At 42.3% G+C, this 16,664-nt stretch carries 18 protein-coding genes; 8 read left to right on the top strand and 10 right to left on the bottom strand.

Features of this window, described 5'->3' with window-relative positions; genetic code table 11:
- The 4 genes from LBQ60_16055 to LBQ60_16040 all read right to left on the bottom strand — a co-directional run.
- Window positions 1–1,025 (bottom strand): alanine--tRNA ligase (locus LBQ60_16055; protein MDR2039436.1); only part of this gene is annotated, 1,025 nt, incomplete at its 3' end.
- Between the two features lie 111 nt (window positions 1,026–1,136).
- Complete coding sequence (locus tag LBQ60_16050) at window positions 1,137–2,228, bottom strand: beta-lactamase family protein (GenBank protein ID MDR2039435.1); 1,092 nt, start codon at window positions 2,226–2,228, stop codon at window positions 1,137–1,139.
- Window positions 2,229–2,231: 3 nt separating this feature from the next.
- Window positions 2,232–3,032 carry a hypothetical protein gene (locus LBQ60_16045; protein MDR2039434.1) on the bottom strand — a complete coding sequence of 267 codons (801 nt, stop codon included), beginning with the start codon at window positions 3,030–3,032 and terminating at the stop codon, window positions 2,232–2,234.
- Window positions 3,029–4,573, bottom strand: a complete 1,545-nt coding sequence (locus tag LBQ60_16040) for an arylsulfatase (protein ID MDR2039433.1) — start codon at window positions 4,571–4,573, stop codon at window positions 3,029–3,031. Before LBQ60_16040 ends, LBQ60_16045 begins: the two co-directional genes overlap by 4 nt.
- Before the next feature lie 372 nt (window positions 4,574–4,945).
- Here LBQ60_16040 and rsfS point away from each other — a divergent pair, with 372 nt between their 5' ends.
- Genes rsfS through LBQ60_16020 form a run of 4 tightly spaced genes read left to right on the top strand, consistent with a single transcriptional unit; the run spans window position 4,946 to window position 8,403 of the window.
- Window positions 4,946–5,293, top strand: coding sequence for a ribosome silencing factor (gene rsfS / locus LBQ60_16035; protein MDR2039432.1), 348 nt, complete (start codon window positions 4,946–4,948; stop codon window positions 5,291–5,293).
- Between the two features lie 50 nt (window positions 5,294–5,343).
- Window positions 5,344–7,338, top strand: a complete 1,995-nt coding sequence (gene ftsH / locus LBQ60_16030) for an ATP-dependent zinc metalloprotease FtsH (protein ID MDR2039431.1) — start codon at window positions 5,344–5,346, stop codon at window positions 7,336–7,338.
- Window positions 7,339–7,379: 41 nt separating this feature from the next.
- A complete protein-coding gene (locus LBQ60_16025) occupies window positions 7,380–7,586 on the top strand; it encodes a DUF2007 domain-containing protein (protein ID MDR2039430.1) in 207 nt (68 codons plus the stop codon).
- A complete protein-coding gene (locus tag LBQ60_16020) occupies window positions 7,579–8,403 on the top strand; it encodes a phosphatidate cytidylyltransferase (protein ID MDR2039429.1) in 825 nt (274 codons plus the stop codon). Before LBQ60_16025 ends, LBQ60_16020 begins: the two co-directional genes overlap by 8 nt.
- Before the next feature lie 64 nt (window positions 8,404–8,467).
- Here LBQ60_16020 and LBQ60_16015 read toward each other — a convergent pair whose 3' ends face one another.
- A complete protein-coding gene (locus LBQ60_16015) occupies window positions 8,468–9,235 on the bottom strand; it encodes an HAD-IA family hydrolase (protein ID MDR2039428.1) in 768 nt (255 codons plus the stop codon).
- 130 nt (window positions 9,236–9,365) lie between these two features.
- On the opposite strand from LBQ60_16015, the gene LBQ60_16010 reads away from it, so the two are divergent.
- The 3 genes from LBQ60_16010 to LBQ60_16000 all read left to right on the top strand — a co-directional run bounded on the left by LBQ60_16010 (window position 9,366) and on the right by LBQ60_16000 (window position 11,177).
- Complete coding sequence (locus LBQ60_16010; protein MDR2039427.1) at window positions 9,366–9,737, top strand: T9SS type A sorting domain-containing protein; 372 nt, start codon at window positions 9,366–9,368, stop codon at window positions 9,735–9,737.
- Window positions 9,738–9,847: 110 nt separating this feature from the next.
- Window positions 9,848–10,165: a thioredoxin gene (gene trxA, locus LBQ60_16005; GenBank protein ID MDR2039426.1), complete on the top strand. Its 318-nt coding sequence runs from the start codon at window positions 9,848–9,850 to the stop codon at window positions 10,163–10,165.
- Window positions 10,152–11,177 carry an FAD:protein FMN transferase gene (locus LBQ60_16000; GenBank protein ID MDR2039425.1) on the top strand — a complete coding sequence of 342 codons (1,026 nt, stop codon included), beginning with the start codon at window positions 10,152–10,154 and terminating at the stop codon, window positions 11,175–11,177. The genes trxA and LBQ60_16000 overlap by 14 nt, the downstream gene beginning before the upstream one ends.
- 165 nt (window positions 11,178–11,342) lie before the next feature.
- On the opposite strand, the gene LBQ60_15995 is transcribed toward LBQ60_16000, so the two are convergent.
- A complete protein-coding gene (locus tag LBQ60_15995) occupies window positions 11,343–12,386 on the bottom strand; it encodes an agmatine deiminase family protein (GenBank protein MDR2039424.1) in 1,044 nt (347 codons plus the stop codon).
- 238 nt (window positions 12,387–12,624) lie between these two features.
- Between LBQ60_15995 and LBQ60_15990 the strand changes: the two genes are divergently transcribed.
- Window positions 12,625–13,779: a metallophosphoesterase gene (locus LBQ60_15990; protein ID MDR2039423.1), complete on the top strand. Its 1,155-nt coding sequence runs from the start codon at window positions 12,625–12,627 to the stop codon at window positions 13,777–13,779.
- Window positions 13,780–13,781: 2 nt separating this feature from the next.
- Here the strand turns inward: LBQ60_15990 and LBQ60_15985 are convergent, their stop codons facing one another.
- The 4 genes from LBQ60_15985 to LBQ60_15970 all read right to left on the bottom strand — a co-directional run.
- Window positions 13,782–15,083 (bottom strand): phenylacetate--CoA ligase, encoded by a 1,302-nt coding sequence (locus LBQ60_15985; GenBank protein ID MDR2039422.1) that lies wholly within the window; start codon window positions 15,081–15,083, stop codon window positions 13,782–13,784.
- A 28-nt stretch (window positions 15,084–15,111) separates the two neighbouring features.
- Window positions 15,112–15,474, bottom strand: a complete 363-nt coding sequence (locus LBQ60_15980; protein ID MDR2039421.1) for a hypothetical protein — start codon at window positions 15,472–15,474, stop codon at window positions 15,112–15,114.
- A gap of 10 nt (window positions 15,475–15,484) precedes the next feature.
- Window positions 15,485–15,913: an acetolactate synthase gene (locus LBQ60_15975; protein MDR2039420.1), complete on the bottom strand. Its 429-nt coding sequence runs from the start codon at window positions 15,911–15,913 to the stop codon at window positions 15,485–15,487.
- Between the two features lie 57 nt (window positions 15,914–15,970).
- On the bottom strand, window positions 15,971–16,664 hold a 694-nt coding region (locus LBQ60_15970; GenBank protein MDR2039419.1), incomplete at its 5' end, for a phenylacetate--CoA ligase.

Here is a 16,664-nt window from a genome sequence, read left to right as displayed (position 1 = left end):
ACCAGAACCGGAACGAGTAAGCATAAGAACGGCTCGGTACGCCCCAGAAAGGTATATCCGTAACGAACGGCTCGGCGCAACAAACGGCGGATTACATAACCTGCTTTATTGTTGGAGGGTATCTGGCCATCGGCAATAGAAAAAGAAATCGCCCGTATATGGTCGGCAACCACTCGCATGGCAATATCTGCAGGTTCATCCTTCCCATAAGAAAGATGACAAATCGATGCTATCTCCTGGATAATTTCCTGGAAGAGATCAATATCATAATTGGACGTTTTATGCTGGATGATCCGGCATAAGCGCTCAAATCCCATTCCCGTATCTACATGTTTGGCGGGCAATAATTCCAGCTTACCGGACAATTTCCGGTTGTACTGGATGAATACCAGATTCCATATTTCTATTACCTGCGGATCGTCCGCATTTACCAGGTCTTTTCCCGGAATTGCCGCACGTTCTTCATCCGTACGTGAGTCGTAATGTATCTCAGAACAAGGACCACAAGGACCCGTATCCCCCATTTCCCAGAAATTATCTTTTTTCTTTCCTATCAATATCCGGTCATCAGGAACATGCTGTTTCCAAAGATCGAAAGACTCGGTATCCATATCAAAACCGTCTTCCTCACTGCTTTCACAAACAGTCACATATAAGCGGTCTTTATCTATTTTCAGCACTTCGGTAAGGTATTCCCAGGCCCAGTCGATAGCCTCCTTTTTAAAATAATCACCAAACGACCAGTTCCCCAGCATTTCGAACATGGTATGGTGGTATGTATCATGCCCTACTTCTTCCAGGTCATTATGTTTTCCGCTTACACGGAGGCACTTCTGGCTGTCTGCCACACGTGAATAGGTTACCGGACTGTTTCCCAAAAAAATATCCTTGAACTGGTTCATTCCGGCATTGGTAAACATCAGGGTAGGATCATTTTTCACCACCATGGGTGCCGAAGGAACAATATGATGTTGCTTGGATCTGAAAAAATCCAAAAAAGAATTCCTTAACTCATTGGATGTCATTGCAAAATTGTATTAACAGATATAAATTTTACGGCAAATTTAGCAAATGTTTTTTATTTCATCTGTTATTAAATAAGATACCTTACTTTATCTTATCAGACAAGTGGAAAATTAATCTTCACAACTTTCTATGATCAGGTCCATCAGTTCGGATGGCTCGTCGAAAAAACGGCTATCCGAATATGGCCATGCCGTATATACCACTACCAGTGATTTTTCGGGTGACACTAACAGGAATTGACCGCCATGACCCAGGGCGTAATACGCATGATCCGGGAGTATCCAGAAATAATAACCATAGGGTTGGTCAGCATCATCGATCGCCTGTTCTCTGGTCGCTTCCTGCAAATAACCGGGATCAATCAGTTGCACCTCTCCCCATTTTCCGTTTTGAAGTAATAATTGCCCAATTTTCCCAAGATCCCGGGGTTTCAGGTAAAGTCCGAATGCCCCGAATGTTGTCCCGTCTTCTGCTGATTCCCACAACCAATCGGTAATGCCAAGCACGGAAAACAAATGTTCACTAGCATATTGTTCCAGCGTTTTACCGCTCTTACTCTCAATGGCTTTAGAAATAAGATGCGGTGCACCGTCATTATACAACATTTCCGTCCCTGCACCGGACACCTTTGGAAGCGATAAAACATAGGTCACCGAATGGCTGGAATGATATAACTTTTTAGTATGCTTGTCATTGTCAAAAAGAAGGCCTGTCTGCATACATAACGCATCCCTGATACTAATATCTCTTTTAGTATCATCATTATCAAAATATTCAGGAAAAATAGCATAAAGTTTTTCATCCGGATCCGTCATATCCCCATTCTGCATAGCAATACCGGTCAAAATGGATGTTATGGATTTAGTGACAGATTGTATGTGATGGATCCGGTGGATATCAGCTTTATCTTCCGGATATGCTTCTGCGATCAATTTTCCGTTACGGAAAACCAATAAACTCCGGGCCATTTTATAGCGGTCATCTTCATTTATTAACCGGTAAGCCTGTTCAATGAGCGACTCATTTACTTTTTCGGCTTCTAAGGAAGATCTTTCCCAGTCATCGTCTATTTTCTTCGGCTTAAATCCCTCATAGCCGGATTTAAAAGGTTCATCTTTCAGGCATGAGCTGAAAGCAAGCGAGCCTATCAGGCATATGATCATGTGGTTTATCCGGAATATTCTTTTGGTTGTTTTATCCATTTCTTACAGGTAAAATTTAACCCCCAATTGATGGGAAACATTTTTAAAGGACCGACTGTCTTTGGTCTGCAACCGGTAATAATTGAAAGAATAATAAAATGCCGGAATCACTCTGTTGATGCCTTTAATCTGATGTTCAAGAGTAAATTCCATGACAAAACTACGGTTCCAGAAAGATACCTCAGGTTGTTCATGTATTTTTGTCATAATCTTTCCCGGCGAAAAATCATCCATTTTGTATTTCCGGTCGGCGTCCGGTCGGCTTAAAACAAATAACACAGGAATACTGAGATCCAAAATAAGCTGATGCCTTGGATGAACCTGACAGACCAATTCATTCCTGAATCCTGTCCCCAAATAGTTGGCCCAGTAAAGATGGCTCTCATCCCAGTTCGGATAGTAACTTACCGAATAATTCAAGCCTATCTCCGGCCCCAGAAAATAAGAAAATGTCCTGTTTCCATTGACAGGGAACAGATAGTGATAATCAAAAAAGAAACGGACATTGGCGGATGCCAGTGATGATTCATAGGTTGTTTTCATCATCGAGAAGCTTAATCCGGTTTCTATAGAATATATGTTCCGTTTCATATTACCATGACCATAATTGACCCCTACCATGAATCCATCGTGTGTTTTCGGATGGATATTTTTTTCCTTGATCTGGTTTATTCCGCCATCGATACGGATCTCATTCCATCGTTGGGATGTCTGTGCAAACGAATAAGAGGAGATGAACAGAAAAATCGTCAATAAAGCCTTATCCAATGCGATCCTACCTATTAATGTTCTCCGGATGTTCATCTGGTGTGAGGATTGGCTTTCACCCAATCAATTAGTTTTTGAAGTTCTTCTACTTTGTCCCGATAATCAGAGGCTATATTATTTTGTTCCCCTATATCATTACTCAGGTTGTACAGTTGAGGCTCCTGGCTGATCCCTGTTTCGGTATTTGTCAGCGGCCAATATGCGGCTCCCTTCGCCGGTGCAATGTATTTCCATTCACCCTTTATGACCGATAAAGTATTGGATTGTTCCATTATATATTCCCTTCCTACCGGATCTTTCCCGATCCATGCTTTCAACTGGTCAAAACTATCCGGAGCCGATTTTTTGGGAAGTCTCTGATCTGTAAGTGATGCCAGGGTAGCCAGCATATCCACCTGGCTGATCAATGCGGGTGAATCTTCTCCCTTTGCTAATTTAGCGGCAGGCCAGCTGACAATAAACGGCACCCGGGTTCCTGCGTCGAAAGCGCTGTATTTCCCTCCACGTAACGGTCCCCACGGACGATGATCACCCAGCAGTTCCACTGCCTGGTCACGGTAACCGTCATCCACTACCGGTCCATTGTCGCTGGTAAGGATAATCAATGTATTATCCGTTAGTCCGTTTCTTTCCAATACATCCAATATCTGGCCTACCGACCAGTCAAATTCCAGGATGGCATCCCCACGGGGACCCATTCCGGATTTTCCGACAAAACGGGGATGAGGATAACGGGGAACATGAATATCGTTGGTCCCGAAATACAGGAAAAACGGATGATCTTTATTGTTCTCTATGAACGAAACAGCTTTGTGTGTAATACTATCCGCAATATTTTCATCTACCCAAAGTGCCGATTTTCCTCCGCGCATATATCCGATCCTGCTGATTCCATTCACGATAGCCATATCATGCCCGTGGCTGGGTTTTAGTTTGGTTAGCAATTCCGGATGTGTCCGGCCCAAAGGTTCTCCCGGAAATGGTACAGTGTAACTTACTTCTACGGGATCGTTAGGGTCCAGGTTCACAATTCGCTGATTTTCAAAATACACACAAGGGGTCCGGTCCCCGGTGGCAGCCATTATGTAGGAATAATCAAACCCTATTTGTCCGGGCCCGGGTGTCATATAGCCATTCCAGTCCTGTCCGTTTTCATCCCCCAGTCCCAAATGCCATTTTCCTACCACCCCGGTGGTATATCCGGCTTCCTGTAGCATAGCCGGAAGAGTATACTGGTCCGGTTGAATGATCATATATGCATTTCCACGGGCAATTCCGGTATCTTTACGCCTGAAGGCATATTGCCCGGTCAGTAAAGAATAACGGGAAGGAGTACTGGTCGCAGCAGAAGCATGAGCATTCATAAAGCGTATTCCGGATGCTGCCAGACGTTCTACATTAGGGGTATGAATAGTAGTTGACCCATAAGCACTCAAATCTCCATAACCTATATCATCGGCCAGTATTACCACTATATTTGGGCGTTTGGGTAATTCCTCTCCTGAATCACAACTACAAAAAGTAGTACAGGCTGCGAACAGGCCGAATATAGACAACTGATAAGGAGGTGTTTTCATATATAACATTATTAATGGTCATTGCTCATGAGTGTTTTTATCAAATGAACAGTAATTTTTAAAATACAAATCTAATGTAACCAATTTAACTTATCTCTTTAAACGATATTTTTTCAACAGTTATTTTTCGAAAACCTGACGAATTGGCATAAAATATCTGCTGTCCGTTTTTCAAAAAAAGAACAATTATAAGGATTTTAGGTGTATCTCGATTTATATCTGCAAACATTTCAAAGTAAAAAAATGCGGATGTATGACATCATGAACTACTATCATATAAAATGCACGGTTTTTGTATTATCAGCTATCGAAATTTGATTACATTTGTGCAAATTATAATAAAAGTATAAAAAGATTTTTTATAGTAGTATTTTGATAGAAAGTATAATAAAAGGCATTTTTGAGAAAAAGGGGCATGAAGTGGTGTGTATCGATTTATCCCGGGTAGAGAACGCCATTTGTAGTTATTTCGTGATTTGTCACGGAGATTCGAACACACAAGTTAATGCCATAGCCGAATCCGTAGAAAAAGAAACCAGGGAACAATTGCAGATCCGTCCATACTCTGTGGAAGGAACCAATAATGCGGAATGGGTATTATTGGATTATGGAGATGCCATTGTACATATTTTTCAAAAACCATTCAGATCACATTACAAACTGGAAGAATTATGGGGAGACGGCAAAATCACCCATATTGAATCGAATATTCACGAATAAGGATAATGAACGAACAAGAGAATAAAAATCCGCAGAACAGGAATAATCCCATGCCGGGAAATAATCCGAATAAACAGAATAGTCCTTTAAAAAGACCTAAATTCAGTATTTACTGGCTATATATTGCATTATTTGCTGTTTTTATCGGGATGCAGTTTCTGAATACCAGTCCACAAAAAATAGAAATCGACCCATCTGCCTTTTTTAATGAGGTGATTAGTTCCGGAGATGTGGAGAAAGTAGTTGTAGAAAATAAAGACAAGGCTTTTATCTACATCAAAAGCGACCGGATACAGGATGAAAAGTACCTGAAATATTTTAAAGCAGGAAAAGAACCCAAAACAGGTCCGCAATTTTTTATGACGATCGGTTCGGTAGAGTCTTTCTCAAAACAGTTGGAAGAGGCTCAGGAAAACATACCAAAAGAAGATCGGATCCTTCCTTTTTATAATAATGAAAGTAATTTCTGGAAGGAGTTACTTAGTTGGGTGTTACCGTTTGTTTTGCTGATTGCTTTATGGATGTTTCTTTTCCGGAGGATGTCCGGAGGAGGCTCGGCTGGCGGCGGAAACATTTTCAGTGTAGGAAAATCACGGGCACAGATTTTTGATAAGGAAACTTCTGTCAAAGTGGACTTTAAAGATGTTGCCGGATTGGAAGAGGCCAAAGTAGAAGTAAAAGAGATTGTTGACTTTTTGAAAAACCCTAAAAAATATACTGATCTAGGAGGGAAGATTCCCAAAGGAGCATTACTGGTAGGCCCTCCGGGTACGGGTAAAACATTACTGGCAAAGGCAGTCGCCGGAGAAGCCAATGTTCCATTCTTTTCAATGTCCGGATCGGACTTTGTCGAAATGTTCGTAGGAGTGGGTGCTTCCCGCGTCCGGGATCTATTTAAGCAGGCAAAAGAAAAGGCACCATGTATCATTTTCATTGATGAGATCGATGCCATTGGTCGTGCCCGCGGTAAAAACCCGAACTTCGGTTCTAACGACGAACGGGAAAACACATTGAACCAATTGCTCACGGAAATGGATGGTTTCGCCACCAACGTGGGTATCATCATTCTGGCAGCCACTAACCGTGCAGATATTCTGGATAAGGCCCTGTTACGTGCAGGCCGTTTCGATCGTCAGATACATGTGGAATTGCCCGATGTCAAAGAAAGAAGGGATATTTTTAAAGTACACCTCCGGCCACTGAAAATTGAACCCGGGCTGGACGTTGAATTCCTGGCACGGCAAACCCCCGGATTCTCCGGCGCTGATATTGCCAATGTATGTAATGAGGCTGCATTGATAGCTGCCCGAAAGGATAAGAAGAATGTTGAAAAACAGGACTTCCTGGATGCGGTAGACCGTATTGTCGGAGGATTGGAACGGAAAAATAAAATCATCACCCAGCAGGAGAAACGAACCATTGCCTATCATGAAGCCGGACATGCAACGGTTAGCTGGATGCTCGAACATGCTCATCCGTTGCTCAAAGTAACAATCATTCCGCGTGGCCGGGCATTAGGAGCCGCATGGTATCAACCGGAAGAAAGACAGATCACCACTGTAGAACAACTTTTTGAAGAAATGTGCTCTACCATGGGTGGCCGGGCAGCAGAAGAGTTGATTTTCAGTACTATTTCTACCGGGGCTTTGAATGATCTGGAGCGTGTAACCAAGCAGGCTTATGCCATGGTCAGTTATTATGGCATGGGAAAACAATTGGGAAACATGAGTTTTTATGATTCTTCAGGACAATCGGAATATTCTTTTACCAAACCATATAGTGATAAAACTTCAGAATCCATAGATAAAGAGGCATATGATCTGGTTAACCGGGCTTATCAACAAGCCAAGGATATCTTAATGAAACACAAAGACGGATTGACCCAATTGGCAGAATTATTATTGGAAAAAGAAGTTATTTTTGCAGAAGATCTTGAAAAGATCTTTGGAAAACGCCCCTTTTCGAAAGAAAACGAAGACGAGAAAGAAAAAGAGAATCCGGATGATGAAGTGGTGGCCCCGGAAAATAATTCTTCAGCCATCTGAACATCAATAAGGATGTGAAGTATTTAGCTAAAATTTTGGACATGGAAAACTGGAAATGTGTTTATTCTACTAATCAGGTATATAAAGCAGAAGCCGTAAAGGACTTTCTGGCTGAAGAGAACATTGAGGCTGTTATTGTAGATAAAAAAGACTCTTCTTACACTGTCTTTGGAGATGTAGAACTTTATGTACAACCTGAAGATGAAAATCTGGCCGCCGAATTAATTAAAGGCTTTAAAATTGAATAATATTGTTCAGCGTACCCTTTCAGGTGCTGTTTTCATCTTTGTTATTATCGGGTCGATACTGTGGCATCCATATGCCTTTGCCGGAGTATTCCTGATTGTTGTTATCTGGTCGCTTCTTGAATTTTACGATATTGTTGCTTTAGACCGGGTGCACGCCGGTAAATGGATAGGTGTTGCTTCCGGGGTCTTCCTTTTTGCAAGCAGTTTTTTCTACGCACAAGCTCTTGTAGAAGCGAAAATCTTTACGATCCTCATACCTGTAATGGTAATACTTTTTATCAGTCATATATACCATACGGACCGTTATGCTTTCAGAAGTGCCGCTTATACCGTCATGGGACTGGTGTATATCGCATTTCCTTTTGCGTTGTGCAATGGCTTGGTTTTCCCATACCATGACCAGCAATATATCCCGGGGATCCTGATCGGGTTTTTTATTCTACTGTGGACCAATGACACATTTGCCTACCTTACGGGAATGGTATTAGGGAAACATCGTCTGTTCGAACGGATTTCTCCTAAGAAATCCTGGGAAGGATTTTTGGGCGGGCTATTTTTTACGATCGCTATGTCTTTACTGATCGCCAAACTTTTTCCAATACTCCCGTTTTATCATTGGATGGCTATATCAGCGATCATAGTGATCTTCGGTGTATATGGCGATCTATTGGAATCTCTCTTAAAAAGGAACCTTGGTATCAAAGATTCCGGACATTTTCTTCCGGGACACGGAGGCATTTTAGATCGGTTTGATGCGGTCTTCCTTGCTTTGCCAATGGTGTGTTTTTATCTGACCCTATTCGTTTTCGGGCAATAGCCCCCTTAAGATATCTTACCGGACTAATCAGTTTATGTCACCGGGGATCCGAGCTCTATTTCTTCTACAATAACTCTGCTAATGATGCAACAATTTGTAAATGTGGAAATTTCTGCAATTTTTCTTTTGAAGTAACACCTGTTGTTACCCCGATAAAACCGGTACCTGCCGCTTCAGCCGTTTTCGCGTCTATGATGCTATCGCCAAAATAAAGCGTTTGCTCCGGAGATACGTCCAAACGTCTCATTGATAGAAAAATACCTTCCGGATCCGGTTTAGCTGCCTGTACATCTTCCATACCAACTACCATATCAAATAATCCATTTATCCGGTATCTGTCAACAGCCTCCCTGATCCTCCTGCTGGTTTTGGTAGATACAATTCCTGTTTTCATCCCATGTTGTTTCAACCATTTCACAAATGATACCGCATCCGGATACAGCTGTGTATTATCCGTCATGATCTCATCCGCCTCCCTTCTATACTCAGCTTTTAATGAAGCCAGTATTTCCTTATCTTTAATTCCTGTCAGGAAAGAGAATGAATCATCCATGGTCATTCCTATGGTACTTTTGATCATTTCATCCGGGATATTTTCCCAGTGGTGCCGCCGGAAAACAATACGGAAACACTCCAGTATCCCTTCTGACGAATCAGCCAGTGTATAATCAAAATCGAAAAGAAAGGCCGAATAAGATGTTAATCGGATAGAATCGGACAGGCACATGATCCAGATGCTTTTTCCCGGTAAAGATAATGGGATTTGCCTGCAAAAAAGCAAATCAATATAAACTTTGTTTAACCGGAACCGGTAATTTTGTTCCGCCAGCAAATCAGATATTGTTGCTTTTAAAACTTTTTAACGGTAAAATGACCTAACTATTACGGATATGGCAAGGTTATTGTCGTTGAAACAATGAAGACACTTAAATGATAATTTAATCAAACAAAAAGTAATGATTATGGTCAGATATCTACGCATCTTTATCGTAACATGGCTGATTTGTTTGCCTGTTTTGTCTGTACAAGCCTATCAGAAACCACTCATTAAGGCAGATAGTATATCTGCCGGTGGGAAAATTAATGTTCCCGAAAAAATAAAAATTTATCCGAATCCCGTTCAAAAGAGCAATAAAATCACGGTTGAGATCCCTGCAAGCAGAGAAGAATTGACCTTATCATTATACAATGCAGTGGGAAAAGTAATATACACAGTTAAATCCCGTGAAAAAAGGATTGAAATAGACGCTCCCGCTACCAATGGCATCTATCTGCTCCGCTTTGTGGAAAAACAGAAAGTAATTGCTGTTGAAAAGATTGTTGTAAAAGAATAAAAACATTTTTTAAAAGGAAGACAACTTATTGTATTTTTGTATGGTTGTATATACCTGTTTTTAGTCAGGTATTTTTTCTTGATGTTTATCAATCAATAAATTATATAAATATGTCAGTAGAAATTAATGACGGGAATTTTGAAGAACTCGTTTTGAAATCAGATAAGCCGGTAGTACTTGATTTTTGGGCAGAATGGTGTGGCCCTTGCCGCATGATCGCTCCTTATGTTGATCAGCTCTCGGATGAATTTGACGGAAAGGCCCTGGTTGGCAAGGTGGATATCGAACAAAATAATGATATAGCTACCAAATACGGAATCCGTAATATTCCCACTGTTTTGTATTTCAAAGGGGGTGAGGTAGTCGACAAACAAGTCGGTATGACAACCAAAGCTACTTTAGCCGAAAAATTAAATGCCATCCTTTAAGCTGGTCAAAAGATCCGTTACCTTATTCCTGTTTTTGACGGGAAGTATGTTCGTTTCGTGTGGCCAGTCGACACCTTATACTGTCAATGAAGGGTTTACACAAGGGACTATTTATAAAATAATCTATGAAAGTCCTAAAGGAGTTGACTATGGAAAAGAAATCACCCAATTGTTGCGTGATTTCAGTGCTTCCATGTCGACTTACGATCCCAATTCATTAATATCCAGGATCAATAAAAACGACCCTACTGTAGAAGTGGACACCTTTTTTCGTACGGTTTTCAATAAATCCGTTGAGATCAACAAGGCTTCCTCCGGTGCTTTTGATATCACCATTTCTCCAATTGTAAATTTCTGGGGATTCGGTTTTACCTCGGATACTCCGGAAACGGATGCGACAAAAATAGACAGTATCCTGCAATATGTAGGAATGGATAAAATACATATTTCAGGCAATAGGGTGATCAAAAAATATCCTGAAGTAATGGTAGATGTAAATGCCATAGCCAAAGGGTATTCGGTAGATGTGGTCAGTGATTTCCTGAAAAAGAAAGGATGTAAGAATTATCTGGTAAATATCGGGGGTGAAATTATTGCCAAAGGAGTCAATGCTTCGGGTAAAACATGGGTAGTAGGTATTGAACGACCTGCAGAAAATGCCAGGTATGGTGATGATTATAAGGCAATGGTACAGTTGAGTAACCGTGCATTGGCGACATCCGGTAATTACCGCCGTTTCTTTGAAATAAACGGGGCTAAATACGGTCATTCTATCGATGTAAAGACAGGTTATCCGGCAAGGAATAATTTGCTAAGCGCCACCATTCTAGCCCGGGATTGTATGACTGCCGATGCATGGGCTACCACATGTATGGTAGCGGGCCTCCAGAAGAGCATGGAATTACTAAAAGAACATCCTGAATTGGATGCCTTCCTGATATACAGCGATGAAGAAGGGAATTATCAGACCTATGCCACTGAAGGCCTGAAGAAAAGTATTATGGTATTGTAAAATCGGGTGTATATAGGAAATTATTCAGCCGGTATATTCACGCTGGTCAAACAAAGGGCCTGTCCAAAAAGCTATTATAGAGCGGAACGGCGAAGCCCTCACACAAGTAATTACAAATTCCGCTTTAACGCTAGAGGTCATTATGGCCTCTTTTTGTTATTTCAACTATTGATCTGTGATCGAAGGTTCCTGTTGGCTTAGACAATGAAAACTGCCGAATCCCCATACAATATCCGTTGAATCGATCCCTACAATGCGACGATCCGGGATACAGCTTTCGAATATCTTCAATGCTTCATCATCCTGCTTGCAGCGGAAAGTAGGTACTATTACCGATTGATTGGTAAAATAAAAATTGGCATATGAAGCAGGAAGCCTCTGATGATCATAAAAAACCGGATCGGGCATGGGTAATTCCACAATATTTAATTGTTTCCCATTGATCAGGCGTTTCTTCTTCAATTCTTTTAAATTGTCCTGTAACGGCTGGAAGTTTACATCATTTTTATCGGATTCCACTACTGTGAGTACAGTATCCTGATCAATAAACCGGGTAATATCATCTATATGGCCATCGGTATCATCACCTTCAATGCCATCGCCTAACCACAGGACCTGCGAGACACCATAATAACTATGCAGGTATTCTTCTATCTCTTCCTGTGATAATTCAGGGTTTCTGTTGGGATTGAGCAAACACGCCCTGGTAGTGAGTAAGGTACCGGCTCCATTAAATTCCACAGATCCGCCTTCCATTACAATTCCGGGACGATACACAGGCAGATCGAGGTTCATGGCAATGTCGTCGGCGATCATATTGTCCTTATCATAAGGATATTTACCTCCCCAGGCATTGAACTCCCAACTAACCACTGCTTTCGACTTATCCGGCCGGGATCTTACCAGAAAAGCAGGACCATGATCCCTGCACCAGACATCATTGCTTTCCCGGATAAAAACCTCCACCTGGGAATGATCTATAGATGCTTCATCCAGTTGGCGAAAGAATTGTTCTTTAAAGGCAGCGGGTACATTGATCTTCACCCGTTCGCTTTTCATTATCTCAGCAATAAATTGCATATACGCCGGATACACAAGGTCCAGTTTTCCGGGAAAAGAAGCATCATTATGCGGATAAGTCAACCATGTGGCCTCATGAGGCATCCACTCCGCAGGAAAATAATAGCCGTCTTCAAAAGGTGTACTCATGAATAAAATTGAAATTTAACGTTCAAAAATAATCACTTTCCGGGAAATAAGCACTCAGTGCTATTGATTGTTTTCTTAAGTCACATTGATCAAATGGATTACGCTCAGAAAATATGACATTAATTGTTTTATATTACCTACCTATCACCCAAATCAATTACTTTTGCTCCGTCAATAAGTTTCATCCTTCTTTTGTCTTTTGGCATGAAATTCGTGCATGAAACCGAAAATATCATTCATGAAATCTTTTATTATGTTTTTTATCATTGTGATTGCCCTTTTTGCCATAGGGAATACTTATATATATATCCGGAGTTATCAGGCTCTTGAGTTGTTTGGAAGTCGGTTCCGGCTGTATTATAGCATTGTTTTCTGGGTGGTGGCCTTATTGTTCATTTTTACACATATCGTCCGGTTACCCGGTTCGGGATGGGTGGATGCTTTGAACACCATTGGCTCTTACTGGATAGCCGTCATGTTGTATGCTTTTCTGTTGCTTTTACTGATCGATATTTTCAGGATCATTGGCTGGATAGGCGCTATAAAACCTGCATTCATTTATGCCAACTATCCATTGTCCAAATTAGTATTGTTCGGGATATCCGCTTTTATATTGACCATCATTCTTACCATAGGATACCGGAACGCCCGTTACCCCCAGGTAACTAGATTAGAAATACCGGTAACGAAACAAGCGGGGAACCTGAAAGAATTAAAGATCGCCATGGTCAGTGATGTTCACTTAGGCCATACTGCCGGAAACAGATTTTTAGGCCGGGTCGTGGACCGTATCAATGATCTGGAACCTGATGTCGTATTATTGGCAGGCGATGTTTTCGACGGAAGCCCGGAACCGGTGATCAGGAAAAACATGGGTGCAGAATTCGAGAGGTTAAAAAGCACTTACGGAACATTTGCCATCAGCGGAAATCATGAATACATCGGAGAACGGGAAATGAAAGGTGGCTCCAAAAAGGCATTCGACTACCTTACTTCACATCATGTAACAGTGCTATTGGACTCGGTAGTACTCGTAGACAGCAGTTTTTATATCGCAGGACGAAAAGATTACAGCAGACGTCCGCGCCAGTCATTGAAAGAATTACTGGGTGCCACTTCGAACGATCTGCCTGTCATTGCATTGGATCACCAGCCTTACCATCTGGATGAAGCGGAACAAGCGGGAGTAGACCTGCAATTATCAGGACATACACACCATGGACAACTGTGGCCCATTAGCTGGATCACGAAAAGAATATATGAAAAAGACTGGGGATATCTCCAGAAAGGAAATGCTCATTTTTATGTGTCATGCGGTGTCGGAACATGGGGTCCTGCCGTGCGGACTGCCGGACATTCCGAAATTGTCTTTATCCGTATGACCTTTGAATGACCTTATTCCAGCTTACGTTTGTCAATCACCCTGACCGCTTTCCCTTCGCTACGGGCAATCGTCTTGGGTTCTACCAGTTTCACGAAAATACTGATCCCCAGGGTACTTTCCAAAGCGTGTTGAATGCGTTTGGTCAGCGATTGTAACTCACTGATCTTATCCAGGAAAAAACGTTCTTCTACCTCTACCTGTAATTCGAGGATATCCAGATTATTGACCCTGTCAACGATCAGCAGGTAATGAGGCGTGGTTTCTTTCATTTCGAGCAATACACTTTCAATCTGGGACGGGAACAGGTTCACTCCACGGATAATCAGCATATCGTCGCTACGGCCGGTACATTTTTTCATCCGGACAAGCGTTCTTCCGCAACGGCAGGGAGAATAATCAAGGGAGGACAGGTCACGTGTCCGGTACCTCAATAATGGTAATCCTTCTTTAGTGATGGTGGTAAATACCAATTCTCCTTCCTCTCCTTCCGGTAATACCTGTAAAGTTTCCGGATCAACAATTTCAGGCACGAAATGATCTTCGAATACATGCAGTCCGTTCTGGCAGGTACATTCACTCGAGACACCCGGTCCGATCACTTCACTCAACCCGAATATATCAATGGCCTTGATCTGCATCTTTTCCTCAATTTCACGACGCATGTTTTCCGTCCAGGGCTCAGCGCCAAAAGTTCCGACACGCAGCTTGAATTCTTCACGCTTGTATCCGCTTTCACGCATGGCCTCCGCCAGGTATAAAGCATATGACGGAGTGCAGGCAAGCGCCGTACTTCCGAAATCATGCATGATCTGTAATTGCCGCTTGGTATTACCTCCGGAGATGGGGATTACGGAAGCGCCTACTTTCTCCGCACCGTAATGAGCACCTAATCCTCCGGTAAATAATCCATACCCGTAAGCTACCTGCACAAAATCATGCCGGGTAATTCCCGCACAGGTCAGGGTCCGGGCCATCACTTCACTCCATGTAGCCAGGTCTTTACGTGTATAACCTACGACTGTCGGCTTCCCGGTCGTACCGGAAGAAGCATGTAAGCGTACCACTTCTGTCATCGGTACGGCAAACAAGCCAAAAGGATAATTATCACGTAGATCCTGTTTGGTAGTAAAAGGTAATTTGGGTAAATCTTCTATACCATGGATATCTTCAGGTCCGACACCGAGCTCCTGCATTTTTTTCCGGTAAAAAGGAACATTATGGTAAACCCGTTCCACCACATCGACTAACCGTCTGCTCTGGCACCTCCGCATATCCTCGCGGCTCATGCACTCAAACGTCTCATTCCAAAACATACGCTATATTGATTTCAAACTTTTAATGTTATTCAAGACTCAGGATGGTCAACGTACCACCCTCTAATTTATATTTCATGACCGCATGCCCCGTTATGGCTTCCCCTCCGTTAATCTTTACGGAATCTCCATCCCGGACAATGGTATGCCTGTCAAAAGCAAGTATCACTGATTTGTTCGCACCACCCATGCAGTATGTATCCACTACTTCCCGATCCTTGTATATGAGTTTTTGATATGCCAGCGTTTCACCGCTTTTCATATTTATAAAACTGAATGTATTTACCTGGGGGTTGATGTACCCCAGTTTCATCTTCGATGAATCAGTATTACACCCGGAAAAAACTCCAATGGAAATGATACCGGCAATAAGAAGGAACAATTGACGCATAACGACCTGACTACAAATTCTTCAGATCATCTTCACTGATCAATGAAAAACGTTCCCTTGTAATGATATCAAATGCTTTCGGACGGTTGTCGGTACGCAACACGATGATTGCCTTATCACCGAGACTAAAAGCATACATGTATTCAATACTCAGGTTCTCTTCAGAAAACTTTTTCAGTAAGGCTGCAAGGGAACCGGCTTCCGGCGGTACGGACAAAGAGATCACATCGGTAAGGTTGACACTGAATCCACGAGCTTTTAACAATTTATAACCGCCTTCCGGATCGGAAACAATCAAACGTAAAATACCGTATTCCGTGGTGTCGGCTATCGTTAATGCCGTAATATTGATCTTTTCGTTACCTAATGTCTCCAACACTTCTGTGAGGCGTCCCGATTTATTTTCCAGAAAAATGGATAATTGCCTGATGGTTGTCATGGTTTCTAAGATTGGTGGGTTAACGATTGCGCAAGCGTAATCTGATGATTATGATCTTTATAAATTATTTTTCCTTAAATCTTTCACACGTACTGCCTTTCCTTCGCTTTGAGGTAATGATCCCGATTCCACCAGCTTGATCTTCGGCGCCACCAATACCTCATCCCGTATGTCATGAGACAACTGTCTGGTGAGCTTTTCCAAACGTCCGTAATCGTCGGTGAACAGGTCTTTCAATTCTACTTCAATCAGCATTTCATCGGAATTGTTTACCGAATTCAGCGTGATCAGGTAATTATTGCCTACCTCGGGCATCTGGAGCAGGATCTTTTCTATCTGCATCGGGAAAATATTACATCCCTTGATGATAAACATATCGTCGGTACGTCCTTTTACCCGGTCGATACGCCGGTGCGTACGTCCGCAGGGACAATCGCCGGGAATGATCCGGGTCAGGTCACGTGAACGGTAACGGAAAATGGGCATGGCCCTCCGGTCTAACGTGGTAAGCACCAACTCCCCGATTTCTCCGTCAGGAACCGGTTCCAAAGTGTCGGGATCGATTACTTCCAGATAGAACGCGTCTTCCCAAAGATGTAATCCGGTCTGGTATTCACATTCAAACGCAACCCCGGGACCGTTCATTTCCGACATCCCAAAGGAATTATAGGCCTTTACACCCAGCATTTCTTCTATCCTGCGGCGCTGTTCTTCCGTATGCGGTTCGGCGCCTATCACCAGTGTTTTCAAG

It is taken from the genome of Bacteroidales bacterium (genome assembly GCA_031275285.1).
Lineage (GTDB): Bacteria > Bacteroidota > Bacteroidia > Bacteroidales > UBA4181 > JAIRLS01.
This window is presented reverse-complemented; position numbering and strand designations above follow the sequence as displayed.

Bases quoted from the DNA above. Each gene is read 5' to 3' on its own strand.
- LBQ60_16050 (MDR2039435.1), bottom strand. From the start codon at position 2,228: ATGGATAAAACAACCAAAAGAATATTCCGGATAAACCACATGATCATA.
- LBQ60_16045 (MDR2039434.1), bottom strand. From the start codon at position 3,032: ATGAACATCCGGAGAACATTAATAGGTAGGATCGCATTGGATAAGGCT.
- LBQ60_16040 (MDR2039433.1), bottom strand. From the start codon at position 4,573: ATGAAAACACCTCCTTATCAGTTGTCTATATTCGGCCTGTTCGCAGCC.
- ftsH (MDR2039431.1), top strand. From the start codon at position 5,344: ATGCCGGGAAATAATCCGAATAAACAGAATAGTCCTTTAAAAAGACCT.
- LBQ60_16025 (MDR2039430.1), top strand. From the start codon at position 7,380: ATGGAAAACTGGAAATGTGTTTATTCTACTAATCAGGTATATAAAGCA.
- LBQ60_16010 (MDR2039427.1), top strand. From the start codon at position 9,366: ATGGTCAGATATCTACGCATCTTTATCGTAACATGGCTGATTTGTTTG.
- trxA (MDR2039426.1), top strand. From the start codon at position 9,848: ATGTCAGTAGAAATTAATGACGGGAATTTTGAAGAACTCGTTTTGAAA.
- LBQ60_16000 (MDR2039425.1), top strand. From the start codon at position 10,152: ATGCCATCCTTTAAGCTGGTCAAAAGATCCGTTACCTTATTCCTGTTT.
- LBQ60_15995 (MDR2039424.1), bottom strand. From the start codon at position 12,386: ATGAGTACACCTTTTGAAGACGGCTATTATTTTCCTGCGGAGTGGATG.
- LBQ60_15990 (MDR2039423.1), top strand. From the start codon at position 12,625: ATGAAATCTTTTATTATGTTTTTTATCATTGTGATTGCCCTTTTTGCC.
- LBQ60_15985 (MDR2039422.1), bottom strand. From the start codon at position 15,083: ATGTTTTGGAATGAGACGTTTGAGTGCATGAGCCGCGAGGATATGCGG.
- LBQ60_15980 (MDR2039421.1), bottom strand. From the start codon at position 15,474: ATGCGTCAATTGTTCCTTCTTATTGCCGGTATCATTTCCATTGGAGTT.
- LBQ60_15975 (MDR2039420.1), bottom strand. From the start codon at position 15,913: ATGACAACCATCAGGCAATTATCCATTTTTCTGGAAAATAAATCGGGA.